Source organism: Immundisolibacter sp. (assembly GCF_014359565.1).
Lineage (GTDB): Bacteria > Pseudomonadota > Gammaproteobacteria > Immundisolibacterales > Immundisolibacteraceae > Immundisolibacter.
The window spans coordinates 23,780-45,456 of record NZ_JACIZD010000019.1 but is presented as its reverse complement, the minus strand read 5'-3'; the positions used below and the strand labels follow the sequence as shown (position 1 = coordinate 45,456).

Annotated in this window: 16 protein-coding genes and 1 pseudogene; 3 read left to right on the top strand and 14 right to left on the bottom strand. The window is 65.4% G+C overall.

Features of this window, described 5'->3' with window-relative positions:
• Positions 1-336: 336 nt before the first annotated feature.
• The 6 genes and pseudogenes from H5U26_RS13805 to H5U26_RS13780 all read right to left on the bottom strand — a co-directional run bounded on the left by H5U26_RS13805 (position 337) and on the right by H5U26_RS13780 (position 6,048).
• Positions 337-1,296: a hypothetical protein gene (locus H5U26_RS13805; protein ID WP_290620694.1), complete on the bottom strand. Its 960-nt coding sequence runs from the start codon at positions 1,294-1,296 to the stop codon at positions 337-339.
• A 183-nt stretch (positions 1,297-1,479) separates the two neighbouring features.
• A pseudogene (locus tag H5U26_RS13800) lies at positions 1,480-1,701 on the bottom strand (transposase); the annotation flags it as partial.
• 29 nt (positions 1,702-1,730) lie between these two features.
• Entirely contained in the window at positions 1,731-2,390 is a 660-nt protein-coding gene (locus H5U26_RS13795; protein WP_290620690.1) for a hypothetical protein, read from the bottom strand.
• A 17-nt stretch (positions 2,391-2,407) separates the two neighbouring features.
• Positions 2,408-3,253 carry a PD-(D/E)XK nuclease family protein gene (locus H5U26_RS13790; RefSeq protein ID WP_290620688.1) on the bottom strand — a complete coding sequence of 282 codons (846 nt, stop codon included), beginning with the start codon at positions 3,251-3,253 and terminating at the stop codon, positions 2,408-2,410.
• A gap of 284 nt (positions 3,254-3,537) precedes the next feature.
• Complete coding sequence (locus tag H5U26_RS13785) at positions 3,538-4,545, bottom strand: hypothetical protein (RefSeq protein WP_290620686.1); 1,008 nt, start codon at positions 4,543-4,545, stop codon at positions 3,538-3,540.
• Between the two features lie 51 nt (positions 4,546-4,596).
• The gene (locus tag H5U26_RS13780; RefSeq protein WP_290620684.1) at positions 4,597-6,048 is read right to left on the bottom strand and encodes an NAD-dependent succinate-semialdehyde dehydrogenase; all 1,452 of its coding nucleotides are present in this window, start codon (positions 6,046-6,048) and stop codon (positions 4,597-4,599) included.
• Positions 6,049-6,148: 100 nt separating this feature from the next.
• Here H5U26_RS13780 and H5U26_RS13775 point away from each other — a divergent pair, with 100 nt between their 5' ends.
• Genes H5U26_RS13775 through H5U26_RS13765 form a run of 3 tightly spaced genes read left to right on the top strand, consistent with a single transcriptional unit; the run spans position 6,149 to position 9,513 of the window.
• A complete protein-coding gene (locus tag H5U26_RS13775; protein WP_290620682.1) occupies positions 6,149-7,288 on the top strand; it encodes a thiamine pyrophosphate-dependent enzyme in 1,140 nt (379 codons plus the stop codon).
• Positions 7,285-8,280, top strand: a complete 996-nt coding sequence (locus H5U26_RS13770) for an alpha-ketoacid dehydrogenase subunit beta (RefSeq protein ID WP_290620680.1) — start codon at positions 7,285-7,287, stop codon at positions 8,278-8,280. The genes H5U26_RS13775 and H5U26_RS13770 overlap by 4 nt, the downstream gene beginning before the upstream one ends.
• Before the next feature lie 12 nt (positions 8,281-8,292).
• Positions 8,293-9,513, top strand: a complete 1,221-nt coding sequence (locus H5U26_RS13765) for a dihydrolipoamide acetyltransferase family protein (protein WP_290620678.1) — start codon at positions 8,293-8,295, stop codon at positions 9,511-9,513.
• Between the two features lie 36 nt (positions 9,514-9,549).
• On the opposite strand, the gene H5U26_RS13760 is transcribed toward H5U26_RS13765, so the two are convergent.
• The 8 genes from H5U26_RS13760 to nirB all read right to left on the bottom strand — a co-directional run bounded on the left by H5U26_RS13760 (position 9,550) and on the right by nirB (position 21,599).
• Positions 9,550-10,347 (bottom strand): ABC transporter ATP-binding protein, encoded by a 798-nt coding sequence (locus tag H5U26_RS13760; protein WP_290620676.1) that lies wholly within the window; start codon positions 10,345-10,347, stop codon positions 9,550-9,552.
• Positions 10,348-10,411: 64 nt separating this feature from the next.
• Positions 10,412-11,224, bottom strand: coding sequence for a nitrate ABC transporter permease (ntrB, locus tag H5U26_RS13755; protein WP_366055970.1), 813 nt, complete (start codon positions 11,222-11,224; stop codon positions 10,412-10,414).
• 105 nt (positions 11,225-11,329) lie between these two features.
• Positions 11,330-12,634, bottom strand: coding sequence for a CmpA/NrtA family ABC transporter substrate-binding protein (locus H5U26_RS13750; protein WP_290620672.1), 1,305 nt, complete (start codon positions 12,632-12,634; stop codon positions 11,330-11,332).
• 197 nt (positions 12,635-12,831) lie between these two features.
• On the bottom strand, positions 12,832-13,074 hold the full coding sequence (locus H5U26_RS13745) for a hypothetical protein (RefSeq protein ID WP_290620670.1): 243 nt from the start codon (positions 13,072-13,074) through the stop codon (positions 12,832-12,834).
• Between the two features lie 173 nt (positions 13,075-13,247).
• Positions 13,248-14,570: an alginate export family protein gene (locus H5U26_RS13740; RefSeq protein ID WP_290620668.1), complete on the bottom strand. Its 1,323-nt coding sequence runs from the start codon at positions 14,568-14,570 to the stop codon at positions 13,248-13,250.
• Between the two features lie 213 nt (positions 14,571-14,783).
• Complete coding sequence (locus H5U26_RS13735) at positions 14,784-17,444, bottom strand: nitrate reductase (RefSeq protein WP_290620666.1); 2,661 nt, start codon at positions 17,442-17,444, stop codon at positions 14,784-14,786.
• Positions 17,441-17,824 carry a nitrite reductase small subunit NirD gene (gene nirD / locus H5U26_RS13730; protein WP_290620664.1) on the bottom strand — a complete coding sequence of 128 codons (384 nt, stop codon included), beginning with the start codon at positions 17,822-17,824 and terminating at the stop codon, positions 17,441-17,443. Before nirD ends, H5U26_RS13735 begins: the two co-directional genes overlap by 4 nt.
• Positions 17,817-21,599, bottom strand: a complete 3,783-nt coding sequence (gene nirB, locus H5U26_RS13725) for a nitrite reductase large subunit NirB (RefSeq protein ID WP_290620662.1) — start codon at positions 21,597-21,599, stop codon at positions 17,817-17,819. The genes nirD and nirB overlap by 8 nt, the downstream gene beginning before the upstream one ends.
• Positions 21,600-21,677 lie beyond the last annotated feature (78 nt).

Genomic DNA, 21,677 nt, shown 5'->3' with positions numbered 1-21,677 from the left:
TGGCGTTTGCGGGCGCGGCACAGCCTCAGTGCGTCCTGAGGGAGCCCAAAACCCGAAATACCCGGCTGAAACGCGTACATTTACCCAATCCACATCCGAAAACGGGCCGTTTTTCCCCCAGCTCGGTCACGCGTTGGCGCCGTCATGTCCACGGCGCCGGTTTCGGTGGATTGATCAGCGATTCCCTCACGCGGCAAACAAGCTCGGAAATACCGTAAAGCCAGGCATGCAAACGGGTTGGACATAGCTTCGGCAAACCACTTCGATCAACGATCGCTAATTTGACGACGCGAAGCGGCGGCAAATGCGTTGACGGGAAGGCACGGTTATGCACGTTCACTCGAATACCATTGAATAGTCGCGATCTTCTTCCAGCGGCTCAAGGTTGGAGAAATACAACTTAGGTCGCCGCGCCCCGATGCGACCTGTTTCATCAATTCGGTTAACTGTTCCAAACAGCCTGCATTTCAGGAACAGTAGTGGCTTGTAGCGAACAATACTTCCCGTTTCAGGGTATGCAGTCAGGATGTGATCGTTGTACTTGAATCCCATCGAGTTTGACGTTTTGTTCTCCCGAGTGACTTCGCCCTCCAAGACTACGTAGTCGCCATGAACTAGCTCTGGGAAGAGAACGTCTTCCTCAAGCTCAGCATCTTCATCACAGAAAATGTACTTATCCTTCAAATCAACTATTTCTTCGTCAACGTCGCCGGCCTGCACCGAGCCAATAGCAAATGATCTTCCGTCTTGAATGTTTTCAGCCATGTCTTTCAAAAGCCCGGGATTCGTACTGACATACAAATCTAGTATGTGCTTGGGAACAAAGAGAACTTCTCCATCTTCGTTTGTAATTCCGATTTGCTTTAGGCCATCAGTGAACTGAACGTTCTTAAATTCACGGATGGTAACATTTCCCATGTGCTTCCCGATTCTGGCGAACCATTTTATGGAATCGATAGCCAACCTAAACAGTTCCGTTATGCCGAAGTCCTCGAAATCTTTGTCCGCCATCTTTTGGGCGGCCTTCGTGAAATAAGCGGTGGCAACCACCCCCAAACCTGCTTGAACCCAGCCTGCGACTGTTTCCGGTATTAAAGCTTCCCATGATCCTTTTCGAACGCGGACCGGTATTTCAAAGTCAATGTTTCGAAAGTCAGGAGCGCGTTTGGCGATGAAGTAACGTAAAGCCGAATCAAATCCAATCAGCGCCTTGGCCTGCTTCCGAGCATCCATGAGCCCGTCCTCGACTAGCGGGCCTTCGTACTTGATATATCCGAGATATTTCTCTTCGTCCACGGAAGCAGCCTCTCGCTAAGCCTTTGGTGCATAACTACAAATGGGCACCCGAAAAGGCGTCTTGTTTTACGCCTCCGGGGCACCCAATACTTCGCCGAGCTAGGCTACTGCGTGCTTGACCATAGTGTCAAATGTGATAGCGAGCCGTAGGGTGGGCAAAGCGCAGCGTGCCCACGCGGATTTTCATGCGGGCTCACCGAAGCTGCCCGCTTTTTCCGATTCACCCGCCGCCCAATCTTCGGGCAAAACACCCCTTGCCACGTAGCGGTGGAAAGACGAGTAGGGCCAATCGCTTACTCGTCCTGCCAGGCCGTGCTTGACCGGATTGAAGTGAATGTAATCCACATGCCGGTCGAGCTCCGCGCCATCCCGGATCTGATGTTCCCAGAAACAGCGTTGCATGATTCGGCGTAACCGATATTGGGCTTCCTGCGTCAGCCCAACCTATCGCCCACCGGCCCGCACGCTGCAGAGCAATATTGCATGATCTGGTCAAAGATCGGGACGGCTTGTTTCAGTATTTCCAGTGCAGATAGCAGCGGGGCGAAGATGTCGTCATCCTCGGTAAATTCACCATACTCCAAAAAACTGTTTGCCAGCATCTGGTTATCCAGAGTGACCGGAAGGAAGAAATTCCCCTTGTTCCGGTTTTGAAAACCGAGCGCGGTGAGCTTGGAAATAAGTTCTTGCGGGATTGTCTTGACCCAAGCACTCCGGGTATTCCTTAGTCCGAAAGCGCCCACATCAATCTTGAAGAGAAAACCAGCTCGTCCGCCTTGAGTCGCGACATCACAAAATAGGGCACTCCAAAAATCATCATCGCCATCAATATAATCGATTGCAAACTGCGCCTTGAATTTAGGGCCTTCTTCTCCTGGGTTTGTAATCCAGGCCTTGGGTGCGAGCCAGCAATCGTTATCCGACTCCAATTCGTATTCCCCATCCCAGTCGTTTTTTTCGGCAAACGAGTCGACAGTCACATCGATCCCTTTCAAAATAGCCGGCTCAACGACCTGCTCGAACAGAACGGCCGCCTCATTGAACATCTTGAGCTGAGAAAGAATCAATTGCCCTGCTTTTTTATCTTCTGACATGCTTTTTCTCCTACAAGTTAGAATGAACGAATTTTCTTGAGAAAACACCGAACGGCATATTCGGCACTCTGGCGCGGAATGGAGAGAAGGGGCAGGTCGTGTGTTACTGCTTTACGATTCGGAAGTTGTTGCTCCAGCGCGGAGGCAAGTGATTTCCAGAGCATAGGAACGATCCGACCCGAATCCGCATACTTGCCTGCTGAAGTTGCCTCCTTGCCCTTTGGGGTCAGGAAAACAACCGCCCAGGGCCGGTTGCCTGCACGTTCCTCGGCCTGCCGGCAATAGCGTTCCAGTTGCTCACTCTGTTCCGGGGCATTAATCTTGATTTCGACAATAAGGTAAAAATTCTTGGCATCGATCTCGACATCCACCCGGTCGGCAATTTCGCCGTTTGGGTTGATTTCCGTGCGCACCCGACAAAACTGCCCAGGTTCTGCCGAAAAATCAGCATTGAAAAACGACTGGAAATGGCGATTGACCACAGCCAGCAGGCCATTGATGGCGGCGACGCCAAGACCGTGGCTACCAAGCGGATTCAGCAGCCAAGCCAGCACACTGGCATTGCGCGTTTCTTTGGATTCCAGACCAGCTATTTCCCACGGGTCAAAATGAAAAGCACCTTGACGTGAAGCAATGAGCGGTATTTTCAGGCTCGCTAGAAAAGCAGCAAGGCCATCCGGATCAATCGCGACACGCGCCGTCTTTGGAGCTTCGACCTGGACTCGGTAAGCTGAAAAACCGTAAAAAAAGCCGGGCAACCACTTGGACAATCTCTGTTTTTCCGGTGCGCTACGCGTTTCGGCGTATGCTCGGAAAAAGCCCGGCAGTCGCTCAGAAAGGGGTTGTGTTGCTGCTGTCGTCATCTCAAGTCATCTTTTTCAAAACCCTATTACAAATAGAGGACAGGCCACGATTCTTGGATCCATCCCCAAACCCCTGCCCGCTCGGGCTGACGCAGGAAGCTCAAAAGATTCAACCCTCGCTTGAAAAACACGATTGCGAAGCCCGCGCACCTTGCGTCCCACCCAAGCATCACGCACAGAAATCGCTCCGTTGTGCAGGTTGCAGCCGGCAACCGTTGTGCTCCAGTATTCCCGGCATGAACGATATTGGGCTTCCTGCGTCAGCCCAACCGGGCTACGAGGCCTCAATGCTTAATCCCCTTCATGCGACGGAACTCCTCATAAACTGCTATACCTTTATCGTCACATGACTTCCTAAGATCGCGAAGTTGCTTTTCAAATGCAGCATCTAGTTCAAACACCTTGCCACGTCGAACGCTACTTCTAACCGACTCTCTATAATCGTCGGTGATTCTTATCTCTTCCCCCTTGTAGGCATATTCTTTGACAAGCTTTTCAATATTCGCCCTTGTCTCCACCTCAACTGTCGATTCAAGCGCTGAGCGTTGCATTTGGTAGCTCGCTGCAAGCCCAGAAAAGTCGGGCATTGTGCATTGCAGTGCGGATCGACGCGACTCTATGAATGCTTGAAGTTCAGAGTAGTAGCTTGCTGGTACTTGATCGCCACCTCGCATCGTCTTGGCCACTTCCACTGATTCGACTAGCGCAACATATGGGCGCGGCCATTCAGATTCTTCTGCCCGGATAAGATCAGAGCCTTCAAGGTGCGTTGACCAGTCCCTAGCGAAATTTTTGATAGAGGGAAGCATGTATGCGCGCAAGACGTCGAGCAACACAAGCTCCCATCGGGCTGAGTCGAGCGACTTTACCTGCGCTTGCAAGGCTCGTTCAGCATCTCTGGCACGTTGTATCGCAAGAAGTTCCTGTTTTCGGGCATCGCTTGCACTAGTAGATAGCTGAGCGTTTCTCTCCAATTCCTTTTTCCACCTCTCGCGAAGCAATGACGTGTCCCGACTCACTCGCTGCTGCTCGACAAGAAGTTCATCAAGTCGACGCTGGGCGTCTGCTTTTTCAATCTCGAGTCGGGCGGCTTGCTCTTCCAGCTGCTGATTCTGAAAGACCGGTAAGACCGTGTAGAAGTATCCGAACACGCCCAACAGTAATAAACCTACTTGCGTAAGATGTGCTATGCGCTGCAGCCAGACATCAAGTGGCCGACTGCCAACCATAGCCGCAGCATTGGTATGAGCGACTCGCGATTGGCGACGCCGCAGGCGCTGCGGTAGTTTCATTTAAGGGCGCATTCCTGCGCTGCGTGAAACGCTGAATGCTTCCGCGTTGCTTCATGCCCCGCGCGGCACGGTCTGCGCCTCGGCGAACTCGTAGATGCCCTCGGCGCCGCCCTCGCGGCCGAAGCCGGATTGTTTGATGCCGCCGAATGGCGCTTCCGGGGTGGGGCCGGAGCCGGTGTTCCAGCCGACGTGCTGGAACTGCAGCGCCATGATGGAGCGCTGGGCGCGGGCCTCGTCGCGGGTGAACACGTAGGCGGCCAGGCCGAACTCGGTGTCGTTGGCCATGTCCAGCACCTGCGCCTCGGTGTCGAACTCGATCACCGGCACCAGCGGGCCGAAGGTTTCTTCCTTGCAGCAGGCCATGTCGTGGGTCACGCCGCGCACAACGGTCGGGGGGTGAAATCCGCCCCATTCGGTGTCGATCGGCTGAGCGCCGCCGCCGACCAGCAGGGTCGCGCCCTTGGCCAGGGCGTCCTCGACGTGAAAGCGCACTTTCTCGTAGCCGGCGCGGTCCACCAGCGGGCCGATGTCGGTATCCGCATCCATGCCGTTGCCCAGCTTGAGCTTCTTCACCCGCGCGACGACCTTTTCCAGGTACGCATCGACCACGCTGCGCTGCACGTACACGCGGTTGGCGCACACGCAGGTCTGGCCGTTGCCGCGGAATTTGCTCGCCATCAGCTGGTCGGCGGCGTGGTCGAGGTCGGCATCCTCATAAACGATGAACGGCGCATTGCCGCCCAGCTCCAGGGTCAGGCGCTTGACCAGCGGCGCGCTTTTCTCGATCAGCTCGCGGCCGACTTCGGTGGAGCCGGTGAAGCTGATCACCGCCACGTCGGGGTGGCCGAGCAGCGTATCGCCGATCATGCCGGCCGAGCCCATCACCAGGTTGGCGCGCCCGGCCGGCAGCTTGACGACCTGATCCAGCAGCGTGAACAGCGCCAGCATGGTCAGCGGGGTCTTGGAGGCCGGCTTGATGACGCTGGCGCAGTCGGCGGCGATGGCGGCCGAGAGTTTTTTGGCGATCATGCCGATCGGGAAGTTCCACGGCACGATCAGCCCCACCACGCCGGCCGGGCGGTACTGCACGGTCCATTCGCAGCCGCGCGGCCGCTCGGCCAGCTTGCGCGGCTTGAGCAGGTCCAGGTGCTCGGCGCAGTAGGCGAAAAAGCCGGCTGCGTAGTCGGCCTCGCCGGCGCCCTCCTTCCACGGCTTGCCGTGCTCCAGGGTCAGGATGCGGCCGATTTCCTCGCGGTGCTCGCGCAGCGCCTGGGCGATGCCGGTCAGCCACGCATGGCGCTGCTCGAAAGTCGACGGCGTGCGCAGCGCCTGCTTGGCGGCGCTGATGGCGGACAGCACTTCGTCACGGCCCAGCGAGGCCACGTCGGCCAGGTGGTCGCCGGTGGCGGGGTTGATGACCTTGAAGGTCTTGCCGGCGGCCGGCTTGGTCCAGCGGCCGTCGATGTAAGCGTCCAGATGCGGCAGCAGCGGGGAGTCGATCATGATCCGTCCTTGATGGCCGAAGGCGCCTGCCCGGCGCTGATTGAGGTCGATGGCATTATAGGCCGGCCGGTCGTTCGGGCCGGCGGACGAGGAGGCAGCGATGGGACAGCACAAGTGGGCGGAGCAGGCCCCGGACGAGGATTTTTTCCGCATCCTGGCGCCCGATGGCGGGCTGGTCGGGGAGGCGCCGGATCTGGACGACGCCACGCTGCTGCGCATGTACCGCGCGCTGGTGCAGACGCGCGCCTACGAGACACACACCATCCGCATGCAGCGCCGTGGCGAGCTGAGCGTGACCGCGCAGTCCACCTACGAGGAAGCCGTGGGCCTGGGGGCCGCGGCGGCGCTTCGCGAAGGCGACTGGTGCTTTCCGTCCTACCGGCAGTTCGCGGCGCACCTGTACTGGGGCGTGCCGATGGACCGCACGCTGGCCATCCTGCGCGGCGGCGCGCCCGAGACCGTCGCCGAACATCTGCCGATGGAGCGCCCGCCGGGTGTCACCTTCACCCCCTACGGCGTGATCCTGGGCACCAATGTGCTAAATGGCGCAGGCTCGGCCATGGCCGACAAGCTGAACGGCCGCGACACGGTGACGCTGGCCTTCACCGGCGAGGGCTCGACCAGCGAGGGTGATTTTCACGATGCGCTGAACTTCGCCGCCGTGTTCAAGGCGCCGCTGGTCGTCGTGGTCCACAACAACCAGTGGGCAATTTCCACGCCCGCACACCGCCAGCACGCGGCGCCCACCTTCGCCCACAAGGCGCTGGCCCACGGCCTGCCCGGCGAGCGGGTGGACGGCAACGACGTGCTGGCCATGTACCAGAAGACGCGCGAGGCGGTGGACCGCGCCCGCAGCGGCAGCGGCCCGACGCTGATCGAGGCGGTCACCTACCGCGTGGTGGACCACAACACCTCCGACAGCGCCGAGGTCTATCGCGACCAGGCGCTGGCCGAACACTGGAAACAGTTCGACCCGCGCCCGCGCTTCGAGGCTTACCTGACGGCCCGCGGCCTGTTCACCGAGGCGCTGCGCGAGCAGTACGAGGCCGAGTGCCTGGCCGAAGTCCAGGCCGCCGCGGCGCGGGCACTGGCACTGCCGCGCTCGGACCCGATGACCATGTTCGACAGCCAGTTGCACGGCGATCCGGGCTGGCACCTGCGCCTGCAGCAGCGGGAGCTGGCGGCGGAACTGAGCGGCGCCAATCCGTTCACCAGCATCGACCCGGAGACCCTGGCATGAACGCGCCGACCACCGGAACCACCGATCTGAACCTGGTGCAGGCCGTCAACCAGGCCCTGCGCGACGAGCTGGCCCACGACCCGCGCGTGCGCGTCATGGGCTACGACATCGGCCCCATCGGCGGCGTGTTTCGCGCCACCGAGGGCCTGTACGACGCCTTCGGCGGCGAGCGCGTCATCGACACGCCGCTGTCGGAAAACGGCCTCATCGGCGCCGCCGTCGGCATGGCCATGCGCGGCGAACGGCCGGTGGTCGAGATCCAGTTCCTGGGCTTTCTGTACAACGCCTTCGGGCAGTTCGTGTGCCTGATGTCGAACGTGCGCGAGCGCTCCGGCGGCCAGTTCTCGGTGCCGATGACCATCCGCACGCCGTTTGGCGGCGGCATCAAGCCGCTGCAGTTCCATTCCGAATCGACCGAGTCGTACCTGATCCACACGCCCGGCGTGCGCGTGGTATGCCCGAGCACGCCGGCCGAGGCCAAGGGCCTGCTGTCGGCCAGCATCCGCTGCGACGATCCGGTCGTGTTCCTGGAACACAGCCGCCTGTACCGGGCATTTCGTGAGCCGGTGCCGGACGCGCCGTACGTGCTGCCACTCGACCAGGCGCGCGTGGTGCGCGAGGGGCGGGACGTGACCGTGCTCGCCTGGGGCGCGATGGTACATACCGCCCGCCAGGCCATCGACGAGATGGAAGTGGACGCGGAGCTGATCGATCTGCGCGTGCTGGCGCCGCTGGACACCCGCACCATCCTGGATTCGGTGCGCCGCACCGGCCGCTGCGTCATCGTCCACGAGGCGCGGCGCACGCTGGGCCTGGGCGCGGAACTGTCGGCGCTGGTCAACGAGCACGTGTTCGACTGCCTGAAGGCGCCGGTGCGGCGGGTGACGGCCTTTGACGTGCAGTTCCCGGAGAACCAGATCGAGGATTTCTACCTGCCGGACGTGCGGCGCGTGCGCTATGGCATCGAGTCCGTTCTGCAGTACCGGTTTTGAGGAGGCGCTTATATGCGTTTTGAATTTCGTCTGCCCGACGTCGGCGAGGGCATTACCGAATCCGAACTGCTGGCCTGGCACGTGGCGCCTGGCGACGAGGTGCAGGAAGACCAGACCCTGTGCGAGATCGAGACCGACAAGGCGACGGTGGAAATCCCGGCACCGTGCAGCGGCCGGGTCGAGCAACTGGCCGCGCAGGTCGGGCAGATCGTAAAGGTCGGCGAAATACTGGCCGTGTTCGATGCCGAACGGGCGCCCGCGCAGCAGTTCTCGGGCGAGAAGCACGCCGCGCCGGTCGCGGCTGCAAGCCCGCCGGCCCTGCCTGCACGGCAGCCCGCTGGCCCGGTCCGCGCCGCGCCGAGCACCCGCCGTTACGCACACCAGCAGGACGTGGACCTGGCCGCGGTCACCGGCAGCGGCCCCAAGGGGCGCGTGCTGCGGGAAGACATCGACGCCGTTCTGGCGCGCGTCGCGCGCCCCGTGCCGACACCGACATCGGCGCCCTCCCCTGCCATTGCCTCATCGCCAGCCGCCGGCGGCGAGCGGCGCTGGCGCCTGTCCGGCGTCGCCAAGGCCATGTACGACAGCATGAGCCGCGCCGCCCACGTGCCGCAGGCAACGACGGGCTTTGCCGTGAACGCCGCCGCCTTCGAGACCGCCCGGGCGCGCCTGGCCGCCCACACCGGGCAGCGCGTGTCCTACGTCGCGCTGCTGATCAAGGCGCTGATCCCGGCGCTCAAGGCCATGCCGCAGTTCAACGCCAGCATCGACGACCAGACGCTCGAAGTGGTCGAGAAGCACTACTACCACATCGGCTTTGCCGCCTATACCGACGCGGGTCTAGTGGTGCCGGTGATCCGCGACGCAGACCGCCTGAACGTGGTGCAGCTGTCGGCCGCCATCGATGATCTGGCGGCCCGTGCCCGCGAGCGCAAGCTCGCCCCAGACGACATGCGCGGCGCGACCTTTACCTTGAGCAACTGGGGCAGCCACGGCGGGCAGGACATCTTCGGCACGCCCATCATCAACCCGCCGCAGGTGGCCATCCTGGGCATGGGCCGGGTGCGCAGCGAGCCGGTGGTGGTCGACGACAGCCGCATCGAAATCCAGCGCCGCCTGAACCTGGTGCTGTCCTACGACCACCGCCTGATCGACGGCGTGACCGCGCTGCGCTTCATGCAGCCGATCCTGGCGGCGGTGCAAGACCCGCTGCTGCTGCTGGCGGATGCTTGAAGTCGCGTGGCTCTCGGGCGAGGCGGCAGCCGAGCCTCACGCCGCCCGCGCCGGATGCGCGGCGTGCAAAAAGCGCAGCAGCGCGGCGCGGCAGTGGGTAAAGACCGCGTCCTCGGCCAGTGCCAGGCGCTCGCGCGGGCGCGCCAGCGGCACGCTCATGACTTCACCCACATGGGCGTGCGGGCCGTTGGTGAGCATCACCACCTTATCCGACAGCAGCACCGCCTCATCCACGTCGTGGGTGACCAGGATGACGGTCATGCCCAGGCTGGCGTGCAGTTCCAGTAGCGCGTCCTGCAACTGGGCGCGGGTGAGGGCGTCCAGAGCGCCAAACGGTTCGTCCATCAGCAGCACTTTGGGCTGCATGGCCAGCGCCCGGGCGATGCCTACCCGCTGGCGCATGCCGCCGGAAATCTCGGCCGGCTTGCGATCGGCCGCGTGCGCCATGTGCACCAGTTCCAGGTGCTGCACGGTCCAGTCGTGGCGCTCGGCCTTGGTCTTGGTTTTGCCGAACACGCGGTCCACGGCCAGGCGCACGTTGTCGTAGGCCGACAGCCACGGCAGCAGGGCGTGGGTCTGGAACACCATGGCCCGATCCGGGCCGGGCTCGGTGACTTCGTGGCCTTCCAGGATCACGCCGCCACGGCTGGCGGTGTGCAGGCCGGCGATGACGTTCAGTAGTGTCGATTTGCCGCAGCCGGAATGGCCGATCAGGGCCACCACCTCGCCGCGCGCCACGTCGAAACTGGCGCCTTCCAGCACGGTGAGCGGGCCTTTGGGCGTCGGGAAAGTTACGTCGACCTTTTCGACGGTCAGGAATTTCGATTCGTTCATGGTCTGGCTCCCGCAAGAAAACTCGCAACCGCTTTCAACGACTGCCGGCGTTGAAAACAAAAAATCACGGCAATCGACGGGCCAGCAGCAGCAGGGCCTGCTCCAGCAGCAGACCGACCGCGCCGATGACGAAAATCGCGATCAGGATGTGTTCGACGTTCAGGTTGTTCCACTCGTCCCACACCCAGAAGCCGATGCCCACGCCGCCGGTCAGCATCTCGGCGGCGACGATCACCAGCCAGGCGATGCCCACCGACAGGCGCACGCCCGTCAACACCTGCGGCAGGCTGGACGGCAGCAGGATGCGTCGAAACACGGTCCATTCCGACAGCCGCAGCACGCGCGCCACGTCCAGATACTCGCGCGGCACCTGCTGCACACCGGACGCGGTGTTGATGATCATCGGCCAGATGCTGCAGATGAAGATGGCGAAGATCGCCGAGGGCTCGGCCGACCGGAACAGCAACAGGCCGATCGGCAGCCAGGCCAGCGGCGATACCGGCCGCAGCAGGCTGATGACCGGCCCGGCGGCATCGCCCAGAAAGCGGAAGCGGCCAATCACGAAGCCGAGCGGGATGCCGACCAGCGCCGCCGCACCAAAACCCAGCGCCACCCGCCGCAACGAGGCCAGCACGTTCCAGCCGATGCCCTGGTCGTTGGGCGAGTTTCTGTAGAACGGATCGCTGAACAACTCGACCGCCGACACCCAGGTGGCGGCCGGCCCCGGCAGGCGGGTATTGGCCGCCACCAGTGACCACAGCGCCACCAGGACCAGCAGGCCAACCGCCGCGGCAATTGCTTGCCTGGCAAAAGCCTGCACACGCGGGTTCGGTCCTGTGGCGCGCAACCATGCCGGCCCGCGCGGGGACGGCGCCATATCATCGGGCACCGTTGCCGCGCCCTCGGGCGCGGGTTCTGTGGTGGCCGGCGCAAGCACGGGCCCCTGGGCTGCCGACACGAACGGGATAACCGCGGCCATGGCTCAACTCCTGATCTTGAAACTTGTCGCATACGCGGCCGGGTCGGTGCCGTCCCACACCGTGCCGTCGATGAGCGTGGACTTGCGCAGCGTGTCCTTGGGAACTGCCACGCCCACCGCCGCTGCCGCCTGCGCGTACACGTCGAGGCGGTTCACTTTCCTGGCCACTGCCAGGTAATCCGGGTCGCCGGCCATCAGGCCCCAGCGTTTGTGCTGGGTCAGGAACCACATGCCGTCCGACAGCCAGGGATAAGTGACCTCGCCGTCGCGGAAAAAGCGCATGGGCTTGGCGTCGGTCCATTTCTTGCCGAGGCCGTTCTCGTACTCGCCCAGAATGCGCCCCTTGATGATGTCCACCGGGCAGTTCACGTACGACTTGGCGGCCACGGCCTCGGCCATCTCGGCGCGGTTCTCCTGCGCGTCGCACCAGCGGGCGGCGTCCAGGATGGCGGCCGTCATGGCGCGCGCCGTGTTGGGGTACTGGGCGACGAACTCGGCGCTCGTGCCGAGCACTTTTTCCGGATGATCGGGCCAAATTTCCTGGCTGGTGACGGCGGTAAAGCCGATGTCGTCGGCGATGGCGCGGGCGTTCCAGGGCTCGCCCACGCAAAAGCCGTCCATGTTGCCGACGCGCATGTTGGCCACCATCTGCGGCGGCGGCACGACGATGTTCTTGACGTCCCGGAACGGATCGATGCCGTTGGCCGCCAGCCAGTAGTACAGCCACATGGCATGTGTGCCGGTCGGGAAGGTCTGCGCGAAGACGTAATCGCGGGCCTTGCCGTCGACCAGCTTTTTGAGCGCGGCGCCGTCGGTGACGCCAGCCTTCTTGAGGTCGTTCGAGAGCGTGATGGCCTGACCGTTGTTGTTGAGCGTCAGCAGCACGGCCATGTCCTTTTGCGGGCCGCGGGTGCCCAGCTGCACGCCGTAGATGAGGCCGTACAGCACGTGCGCGGCGTCGATCTCGCCATACATCAGCTTGTCGCGCACGGCGGCCCAGGAGGCTTCCTTGGTCGGGGTGATGTTCAGGCCGTATTTCTTGTCGAAACCCTTCAAGGCCGCCATCACCACCGGCGCGCAATCGGTCAGCGGAATGAAACCAATCTTGAGGTCCGGCTTTTCCGGCGCGTCCGAACCGGCCGCCCAGGCCGCGCTGCGAATGGCCGATGGCACCAGGTTCAGGAGCGCGGCCGCGCCGGTGGTGACCAGGGCGCCGCGCAGCAGGCTGCGTCGGCCCGGATCGACCGGCTGATCGGCCGGCTTGTCCGGGGTAGCGACGGGGCTGCCGGGGATCTTCGAATCGTTCATGCACAGGCTCCTTGCGCTGCCGTGAGGCCAAAAAAAAGCCCGCCGTCACAAGGGTGTGTGACGGCGGGCTCCGTTGCCCGCGACCGCCACGCCGTCGGTGGCGTGAGTCGGTCCGTTATGTGGGTCGTGCGGGCGGCTTCGCTGCCGCACACACGACGCTTACGCTGTTGCTTAAAGCACGACGCGTGCCAGCCGCATCAAGCCCGCGCCAAAAGCACCAGCAGCGCGATCGCCAGCAGCGCGTACAGGCCCTGCCAGAAACGCAGCGGATTGCGTGCATACAGGGGTTGCGGGCGTTGTGGCGCCGTGCCGGCGCCGCCGGACAGGCCATGTTCAAGGTCCGCCACTACATCCGCCCCGTGGGCGTAGCGGTCGGCGGTCTGCACCGCCGTGGCGCGCGCGAGCACCGAATCGAGCCAGGCCGGCCGGTGGGCCGGCAATGCGCCAGTCGTCCCGCTTGGGCAACCGCAACAACGGCCGGACAGCCAATACGGCTTGAGTGTGATCATTCGTCCCACCCCTCATCCCAAGAAACATGTGCACCGGAACAAACAGGACCGGACGCCCCCGACGGGGACGCCCGGCCCGTCTGTCTACCCGCCGTGCTGGGAGATCAGATCTTGATCTGCACCCACAGCCAGCTCTTGCTGACGTCGCTGGTGTCCGGCCGGCCGGCGACGAAGGCCGGCGCGTCGGTGCTGTAGTCGGCGTACTTGAGGCCGACGGTGTACTTCTCGGCGAAGGTCTTGCTCAGCAGCACGCCCCACTCGTCGCCGTAGTCGTTGCTCCCGGCGTCCGATTTGTAGCTGTCGTAACGCAGCAGCCAGTCCATGGCCAGCCCCGGCACCGGTCCGCCGACCGTGAAATAGGTGTCCTTCAGCCCTGCCGCCGGCGTGCGCAGGAACTGATCCGTCCAGCCGTTGAAGGCATGCAGCGTGGCGAGCGGCGTCTGCAGGGCGCGGGTGCCGTTCATCGCGCCGCCTTGCAGCAGCTCGTAGGCGGCCTTGAAGCTGACGCCAAACAGGCGCACGCCGCCCTCGGCCAGCGCGTAGTCGAGATTGAAATTGCCCGGGTTGTCGGCGTAGTCGCTCTGGCGGGCGTACTCGGCGGCGTACAGGATGGCCGAACCGGCGGCGCCCGGCAGGGTCGGCAATTTCAGCTGCGGCAACGGGATTTCGCCCATCGCACGCAGGCCATAGGTGGCGGTGGACTCCGCCGCGAAGTCGTCGAAATCGAGCAGGTAGGCGTAGCCGGTCAGCGTAGTGACGGGGTTTGGCTTCCACTGCAGATTGATCAGGTGGCCTTTCAGGTGCAGATCGCCGGCGTTGGCGAACGCCTTGTTGGGCGTGTCCTCACCGAACACGCGGTTCACGTTGTAGACGTAGGCATAGCTGCCGGTCACGCCCGGCAGCATCTTGTTCTCGTAAAAGAAGCTGTCGAAGGTCTGCTGGTTCTGGCGCCAGCCGACGTCACCGACGAAGCGGTGGTTGTCGAAGAAGAACGCCTGGCGACCGTAGCGGAAGGTGTTGCCCTTCAGGCCGAGGTAACCCAGGTACGCCTGGTTGACCTCGGTGCCGTCCGGGTCGGCCACGACCGGGAATCTGGTCTTGCCGTTGTAGGTGTTGTTGTAGTCCTCCTCGCCGACCACCGACACATTCTCGGCTTCGCCGTAGGCAAAGAAACCGTGAAACAAACCGGTGCGCCAGCCCAGGCGCGTGCGTACGGTTTGGGCGCTGGCCTCGTCCCGGATGCTCGCTGGCCGGTCCTGGTCGACCTGTTCGAAGCGGTAGCGCACGTCCAGGCTGACCTTGCCCTGCATGAGGGAGTCGGTCAGCGGGAACAGTGCGTCGTCGATGGCGTGCGCGGCCGCCGTGCCGGTCGCCAGGCTGCCTGCCAACAGAGCGCCTGCGCCGATGATTGCGATGTCAGATTTCATGCTTCCATCCCTGATATGAACGCGCCCGCCTTTCAGCGGGCACAAAAAAAAGGCCGCACCCGCCTGTTGGCAGGTACGACCTCGTTGTCGTTGCGTGACGCGACCGCGCGTCGGTTGGGGCGAACCCCGTGGCTGCAGCGTCGCAGCCAGCTGGCATTCAGCAATAACTGGGCCAGCTCCCGGCGACCGGTCGCTGGCCCGCGAGCAAGCCGCTCAGGCGGCCCGCGTGTCCTTGGCGCTCGCCAGCAGCTGGCGCAGTTCCGGCACGCAGGAGCCGCAGTTGGTACCGGCCTTCAGCGCGGCGCCGATGGCTTCCGGGGTGCTCAAACCCTGCTCGGCGATGCCCCGGCGCAGCGTGTTGATGCCGACCTGAAAGCAGGCGCACACGGTGCGGCCGGCATCGGCACCGCCCGCCCCCGGCACGCCGGCCAGCAGGCGACGGCGCTCATCGGCGGCCAGCTCGCGGCCAAAACGCGCCACCAGCCAGTCGCCGGCCAGCCAGTCCACATCGCGCCCGCTGAACAGCGCCAGCATCAGCCGGCCCTCGTGCAAGGCGGCCGCGCGGTAGGCGCCGGCGCTGTCGCGGTATTCCAGCCACTGCCAGGCCGGATCGACGCCGGGCAATTCGCGCAGCCAGGCGGCGCTGTCGGCCGGCGCGCAGCTCGCAGCCAGCTGGTGCCTCCAGCAATCGGCGGCACGGGCACTGGCCCAATAGTCGACGCCGCGCGGCCTGAGCTCAGACCGCGTCAGCAGCAGCGCGCGCCACGGCAGTGACACCCCCTGTACGCGCACCGGGGTGTGCTTGAACTCCGGCTGGCCGGAGATCGGGTCCAGATGCGCGCCGACCAGCGCATCGGCCGGGCCGGTGCTGGCGAAGCTGTGACTCCAGTGCATCGGCAGGAACACGCTGCCCAGACGCTGGCCAGGATCGATGGCGGCGCGCACCACGCACTGCCCGTGGCGGCTCGTCACGCGCGCGAAACCGCCCGCCTCTACTCCTAGCCGGGCAGCATCATCCGGATGCAGATCCAGGCGCGGCTCCGGCATGTGGGCGGACAGGCGCGCCGATTTGCCGGTGCGGGTCAGCGTGTGCCAGTGGTCGCGCACGCGGCCGGTGTTGAGCAGCAGCGGGTAGTCGGCATTCGGCTGGTCGACCGCAGCGCACTGGGTCACGGCCACCATGCGACCGCGCCCGGTCGGCGTGAAAAACTGTCCGTCGCCCAACAAACGCGGCGTGCCGGCCGGCTGCCTGGCGCTCACCGGCCATTGCACGGGCTCCAGGGCGTCGAACCCCGCCCGGCCCAGACCCGCCAGCGCGCTGATGTCGAAATCCCTACCTGCCCGCCCGGCCAGGGCCGACAGACGCGCGTACTCGTCGAAGACTTCTGCCTCGTCGGCAAAGCCGAAGCCGGCGTGACCCAGGCGCTTGCCCACTTCGCACAGCGCCCACCAGTCCGCCCGCGCCTGGCCCGGCGGCGGCAGAAACGCCCGCTGGCGCGACAGCCGCCGCTCGCTGTTGGTCACCGTGCCGCTTTTCTCGCCCCAGGCCAGCGCCGGAAGCAGCACGTGCGCCAGCGCTGTGGTGTCGGTATGACGCACGCAGTCGCTGACGACCACCAGTTCGCAGCCGGCGAGCGCGGCCCGGAAGCGGTCCGCTTCCGGCAGGCTGACCAGCGGGTTGGTGCCCATGATCCACACCGCGCGCACCTGCCCGGCCTCGATGGCGCGAAACAGATCGACCGCCTTGTGGCCCGGCGCGTGGGCAATCGGCCCGCCGCCCCAGAACTGCGCCACCTGCGCGCGGTGGTCGGCATTCGCCAAATCCAGATGACAGGCCAGCGCGTTGACCAGGCCGCCCACCTCGCGCCCGCCCATGGCGTTCGGCTGACCGGTGAACGACAGCGGCCCCATGCCCGGCCGGCCGATGCGGCCGGTGGCCAGGTGACAGTTGATGATGGCGTTGACCTTGTCGGTGCCGGCCGTGGACTGGTTGACGCCCTGCGAGTAGACGGTGACCGTCTTGTCGGTGGCCATGAACCAGTCGAACAGGGTCTGCACGTCGGCCGGATCGAGCCCGCACGCGGCGGCGACCGCGGCCACATCCGGCGCATCCGCATGCGCCGCTGCCAATGCAGCATCGAAGCCGTCCACATGGGCCACCACATAGTCCCGGTCCACCGCGCCGGCATCGGCCAGTGCCGCCAGCAGGCCGTTGAACAGCGCCACGTCGCTGCCCGGCGCCAGCGGCAGGTGCAGATCGGCGATGTCGCAGGTCGGTGTGCGGCGCGGGTCGATCACCACCACGCGCAAGCCGGGCCGGGCGGCCCTGGCGGCGCGGATGCGCTGGTAGAGCACCGGATGGCACCAGGCGGTGTTGCTGCCGACCAGCAACAGCAGCTCGCACTGTTCCAGGTCCTCGTAGCAACCGGGCACGGTGTCGGCCCCGAACGCCCGGACGTGGCCGGCCACGCTGGAGGCCATGCACAGGCGCGAGTTGGTGTCGATGTTGTTGCTGCCGATGAAGCCTTTCATCAGCTTGTTGGCGACGTAGTAGTCCTCGTTCAGCAGCTGGCCGGAGACGTAGAAGGCGACCGCCTGCGGGCCGTGCTCGGCGATGACGGACGCGAAGCCCTCGGCGACGGTGTCGAGTGCCTGATCCCACGACACCGGCTGCCCATGCAGCAACGGCTCCAGCAGGCGGCCGTCCAGGTCCAGCGTCTCGCCCAGCGCCGCGCCCTTGGAGCACAAACGGCCCAGATTGGCCGGATGCTGCGGATCCCCGGCGATGGCCGCACCGCCTGTGCCATCGGGCGTGGCCAGCACGCCGCAGCCGACACCGCAGTATGGGCAGGTGGTGCGCACCGGGCCGTTCACGGGTCTGCGCCCGGCATGCCTACCAACACCCGATCGCCGTCCAGGCGCACCGGGTAGCTGGCCACGCGCACCGCCGGGTCTTCCAGGCACTGGCCGTCGAGGAGCCGGAAATGCTGCTTGTACAGCGGCGAGGCCACCACCAGCTGCCCGCCCAGATCGCCGACGATGCCGCGCGCCAGCACGGCGGCCTCACCCAGCGGGTCCCAGTTGTCGAGGGCGTAAACGGCGGGTATCTCGGCCGGCAGGTAGAAGATCGCCACCTGCCGGCCGGCCACGCGCGCCGCCGCGCCGGCGTTGCGGGGCAGATCCTGCACGGCGCATACGTCGATCCACATTGCATCCACACTCGGGTCGAGTTGCAGGGCGGCGCCGTCAGCCATGATCGGCCGCCGCGGTGGCGCGCTCGTCGGCCCGGGCCGGGCGCGGCTGGCCGCGCTCCCGCACGAAGCGGATCGTCTCGTCCGGCGTGTCGCTGTTCACGAAGGCGCGGAAACGGCGCAGGCGGTCCGGATCATCGACGGTCCTTTTCCACTCGCACTCGTAGGTGTCGATGACGTGGCCCATTTCGGCTTCCAGCTCGGCGCCCAGGCCCAGGCGATCGTCGATGACCACCTCGCGTACGTAGTCGATGCCGCCTTCCAGGTTGTCCAGCCACACCGAGGTGCGCTGCAGGCGGTCGGCGGTGCGGATGTAGAACATCAGGAAGCGGTCGATGTAGCGGATCAGCGTCGATTTATCGAGCGCGGTGGCGAACAGGTCGGCGTGGCGCGGCTTCATGCCGCCGTTGCCGCAGATGTACAGGTTCCAGCCGTGCTCGGTGGCGATCACGCCGACGTCCTTGCTTTGCGCCTCGGCGCATTCGCGGGTGCAGCCGGACACGGCGAACTTGAGCTTGTGCGGCGAGCGCAGGCCCTTGTAGCGTTCCTCCAGTTCGATCGCCAGACCCACGCTGTCGTCCACGCCATAACGGCACCACGTGCTGCCGACGCAGGATTTGACCGTGCGCAACGCCTTGGCGTAGGCGTGGCCGGACTCGAAGCCGGCATCGACCAGCCGCCGCCAGATGGCCGGCAGTTGATCCACCCGGGCGCCCAGCAGGTCGATGCGCTGGCCGCCGGTGATCTTGGTGTAGAGGTCGAACTCCTTGGCCACCTCGCCCAGCACGATCAGCTTGTCCGGCGTGATCTCGCCGCCCGGCACGCGCGGGATGACCGAATAGGTGCCGTCCTTTTGCAGGTTGGCCAGGAAGCGGTCGTTGCTGTCCTGCAGGCCCTCGTGGGCGGGCTTCAGGACATATTCGTTCCAGCAGGCGGCCAGGATGGCGGCCACGGTGGGCTTGCAGATGTCGCAGCCGCGGCCGCGGCCGTGTTTTTCCAGCAGCGCGTCGAAGGTCTCGATCCGGCCCATGCGCACCAGGTTGTACAGATCCTGGCGCGTGTAGGGGAAGTGCTCGCACAGGTCGGTGTTGACCTCCAGGCCGCGCTTTTTGAGCTCCAGCTCCAGCAGGGATTTGACCAGCGGCACGCAGCCGCCGCAGCCGGTGCCGGCCTTGGTGCAGGTTTTCAGTTCCGCCACCGTGGTGCAGCCGCCGTCGATGGCGGCCACCAGTGCGCCCTTGCTCACGTCGTGGCAGGAGCAGATCTGCGCCGTGGCCGGCAGCTTGTCGGGTCCGAAGGCCGGTTTGGCGCCGCCGCTGTCCGGCAGGATCAGCGCCTGCGGCTGCGCCGGCAGCTCGATGCCGTTCAGGCAGTACTGCAGCAGGCCGCCGTAGTCGGCGGCGTCGCCGACCAGCACCGCGCCCAGCAGGCGCTTTCCATCGCCGTCGACCACCAGCTTCTTGTACACGCCCGCCTGGTCGTCCTGATAGGTGTAGCACAGCGCGCCGGGCGTCCTGGCGTGGGCGTCGCCGATGCTGCCCACGTCCACGCCGAGCAGTTTCAGCTTGGTGCTCATGTCGGCGCCGGTGAAGCTGGCCTCGCCGCCGCACAGGTCGGCCGCCGCGGTCTTGGCCATCTGATAGCCGGGCGCCACCAGGCCGTAGATGCGCCCGCTCCACAGCGCGCACTCGCCGATGGCGTAGATGTCCGGGTCCGAGGTGCGGCACTGGTCGTCGACCACGATGCCGCCGCGCTCGCCGACTTCCAGACCACAACCGCGGGCCAGTTCGTCGCGCGGGCGGATGCCGGCCGAGAACACGATCAGATCCGTTTCCAGGTGCTCGCCGTCGGCGAACACCATGCGGTGACGGCAGGCTTCGCCGTCCACGATTTCGCGCGTGTTGCGCCCGGTGTGCACGCGCACGCCAAGCGCCTCGACCTTGCGCCGCAGCACGGCGCCGCCACCGGCGTCGAGCTGCACACCCATCAGCTGCGGGGCGAACTCCACGACGTGCGCCTCCAGCCCCAGGGCCTTGAGCGCATTGGCCGCCTCGAGGCCCAGCAGGCCACCGCCGACCACCACGCCGACCCGCGCGCCCTGCGCGCTGGCGCGGATGGCGTCCAAGTCATCGAGCGTGCGGTACACGAAACAGCCCGGCCGTTCGCGGCCCGGCACCGGCGGCACGAACGGAAACGAGCCGCTGGCGATCACCAGCTTGTCGTAGGCCAGTTCCTCGCCGGCAGCGGTCGTCACGCTGCGCGCGGCGCGGTCGATGGCCGTCACCGGCGTGGCGGTACGCAGGGTGAAGCCATGCCTGGCGTAGAAATCCGGCGTGGTCAGGGCCAGTTCAGCCGCGGATTTCTCGCCGAAATACTCGCTCAGGTGCACGCGGTCGTAGGCCGGACGCGTTTCCTCGCCGCAGACGGTGAGCTCGAAGCGGTCGGCCGCCGTTTCTGCCAGCGTGTCCACCAGATGCTGGCCGACCATGCCGTTGCCGATCACTACCAGTCGCGTCTTTTGCATGGCTTTGTCCTCGCAGGACGATGGGGAAACGCCGTCCGCCAGTCGCGGCTCGGCCAACGACCGACCAAACAGCAGCACCTCGCGGGCGGCAGAAACGTCGGTTCGGGAAGCGATGAGTTGCTGAAACCAGGGGCCGTCCGACACGTCGCCGACCAGCACCGCGCCTACTACGCGGGGGCCGGCCAGCAGCAGGCGCCGGTACACGCCGGCCGTGGGGTCGCGCAGCACCAGATCGTCCGTATCGGGCGCGTCGAGGTCGCCGCTGGAGAACACGTCGATGCCACTGACCTTCAGCTGAGCGGACACCACCGAGCCGACATAGAGCGCGCTGTCGTCGCCGGCCATGCGCCGCGCCCACACCGCCGCCTGCTCGTGGACCGGCGCCACCACGCCGTAGCTGATGCCGCGGTGCTCGGCGCACTCGCCGACGGCGTCGATGTGCGGATCGGAGGTGGCCAGTGCGTCGTCGACCAGCACGCCGCGGTTGCAGGCGAGCCCGGCCTCGCGGGCCAGTTCGGCGCGCGGGCTGATACCGACCGCGAACACCACCAGCCGCGCCGGCAACTCGCGGCCATCGGCCAGCCGGACGGCTTCAACGTGCTGCTCGCCCAGCAGCGCCTCGGCGCGGGCGTTCAATTCGAAGCGGATGCCGCGGGCTTCGAGCTGCGTTTGCAGGATGGCCGCGGCGAGCGGGTCGAGCTGGCGGTTCAGCAGATGGCCGGCCGCGTGCAGTACCGTGACGGCCATGCCCTGGCGGGCCAGACCGGCGGCGGTTTCCAGGCCCAGCAGCCCGCCGCCGACCACCACTGCCTCGCCGCCGGCCGCGCAGGCGTCCTGCAGGCGTTCGAGGTGGCTCAGGGTGCGAAAGGCGATCACGCCCGGCAGGCGGCTGCCGGGCAATGGCGGGTGGGTGGCGCGGGCACCGGTTGCCAGCAGCAGGCGGTCGTACGTGAGCGATTCGCCATTCGCCAGCAGCACGCGGCGCGTCTGCGGCTGGATGCCTGCCACGCGCTGACCGGTCAGCACGCGCACGCCGTGGGCCTGCAGATCGTTTTTGGGCTGCAAACGCAGCTGCTCGGCGGCCGCCTCGCCCGCCAGCACGGCCGACAACAGCACGCGGTTGTAGGCGGGCGCCGGTTCGGCGCCCAGTACGGTGATGCGGTAGCGCTGCGGCGCGCGGGCCAGCAGCTCGTCCACGGCGCGGCTGGCGGCCATGCCGTTGCCGATCACGATCAGGTGGGGTCGTTCGTCCATGACTGTCGGTTCAAGCGCGTAACACCGCCCTGGCACAAACCAGGGTCCTGTTCGGCTCACCGTCTTTGGCGAACGCAG

Excerpts from the sequence above, each read along its gene's own strand:
- H5U26_RS13795 (WP_290620690.1), bottom strand. The coding sequence starts at position 2,390 with ATGTCAGAAGATAAAAAAGCAGGGCAATTGATTCTTTCTCAGCTCAAG.
- H5U26_RS13790 (WP_290620688.1), bottom strand. The coding sequence starts at position 3,253 with ATGACGACAGCAGCAACACAACCCCTTTCTGAGCGACTGCCGGGCTTT.
- H5U26_RS13785 (WP_290620686.1), bottom strand. The coding sequence starts at position 4,545 with ATGAAACTACCGCAGCGCCTGCGGCGTCGCCAATCGCGAGTCGCTCAT.
- H5U26_RS13780 (WP_290620684.1), bottom strand. The coding sequence starts at position 6,048 with ATGATCGACTCCCCGCTGCTGCCGCATCTGGACGCTTACATCGACGGC.
- H5U26_RS13775 (WP_290620682.1), top strand. The coding sequence starts at position 6,149 with ATGGGACAGCACAAGTGGGCGGAGCAGGCCCCGGACGAGGATTTTTTC.
- H5U26_RS13770 (WP_290620680.1), top strand. The coding sequence starts at position 7,285 with ATGAACGCGCCGACCACCGGAACCACCGATCTGAACCTGGTGCAGGCC.
- H5U26_RS13765 (WP_290620678.1), top strand. The coding sequence starts at position 8,293 with ATGCGTTTTGAATTTCGTCTGCCCGACGTCGGCGAGGGCATTACCGAA.
- H5U26_RS13760 (WP_290620676.1), bottom strand. The coding sequence starts at position 10,347 with ATGAACGAATCGAAATTCCTGACCGTCGAAAAGGTCGACGTAACTTTC.
- ntrB (WP_366055970.1), bottom strand. The coding sequence starts at position 11,224 with ATGGCGCCGTCCCCGCGCGGGCCGGCATGGTTGCGCGCCACAGGACCG.
- H5U26_RS13750 (WP_290620672.1), bottom strand. The coding sequence starts at position 12,634 with ATGAACGATTCGAAGATCCCCGGCAGCCCCGTCGCTACCCCGGACAAG.
- H5U26_RS13740 (WP_290620668.1), bottom strand. The coding sequence starts at position 14,570 with ATGAAATCTGACATCGCAATCATCGGCGCAGGCGCTCTGTTGGCAGGC.
- nirD (WP_290620664.1), bottom strand. The coding sequence starts at position 17,824 with ATGGCTGACGGCGCCGCCCTGCAACTCGACCCGAGTGTGGATGCAATG.
- nirB (WP_290620662.1), bottom strand. The coding sequence starts at position 21,599 with ATGGACGAACGACCCCACCTGATCGTGATCGGCAACGGCATGGCCGCC.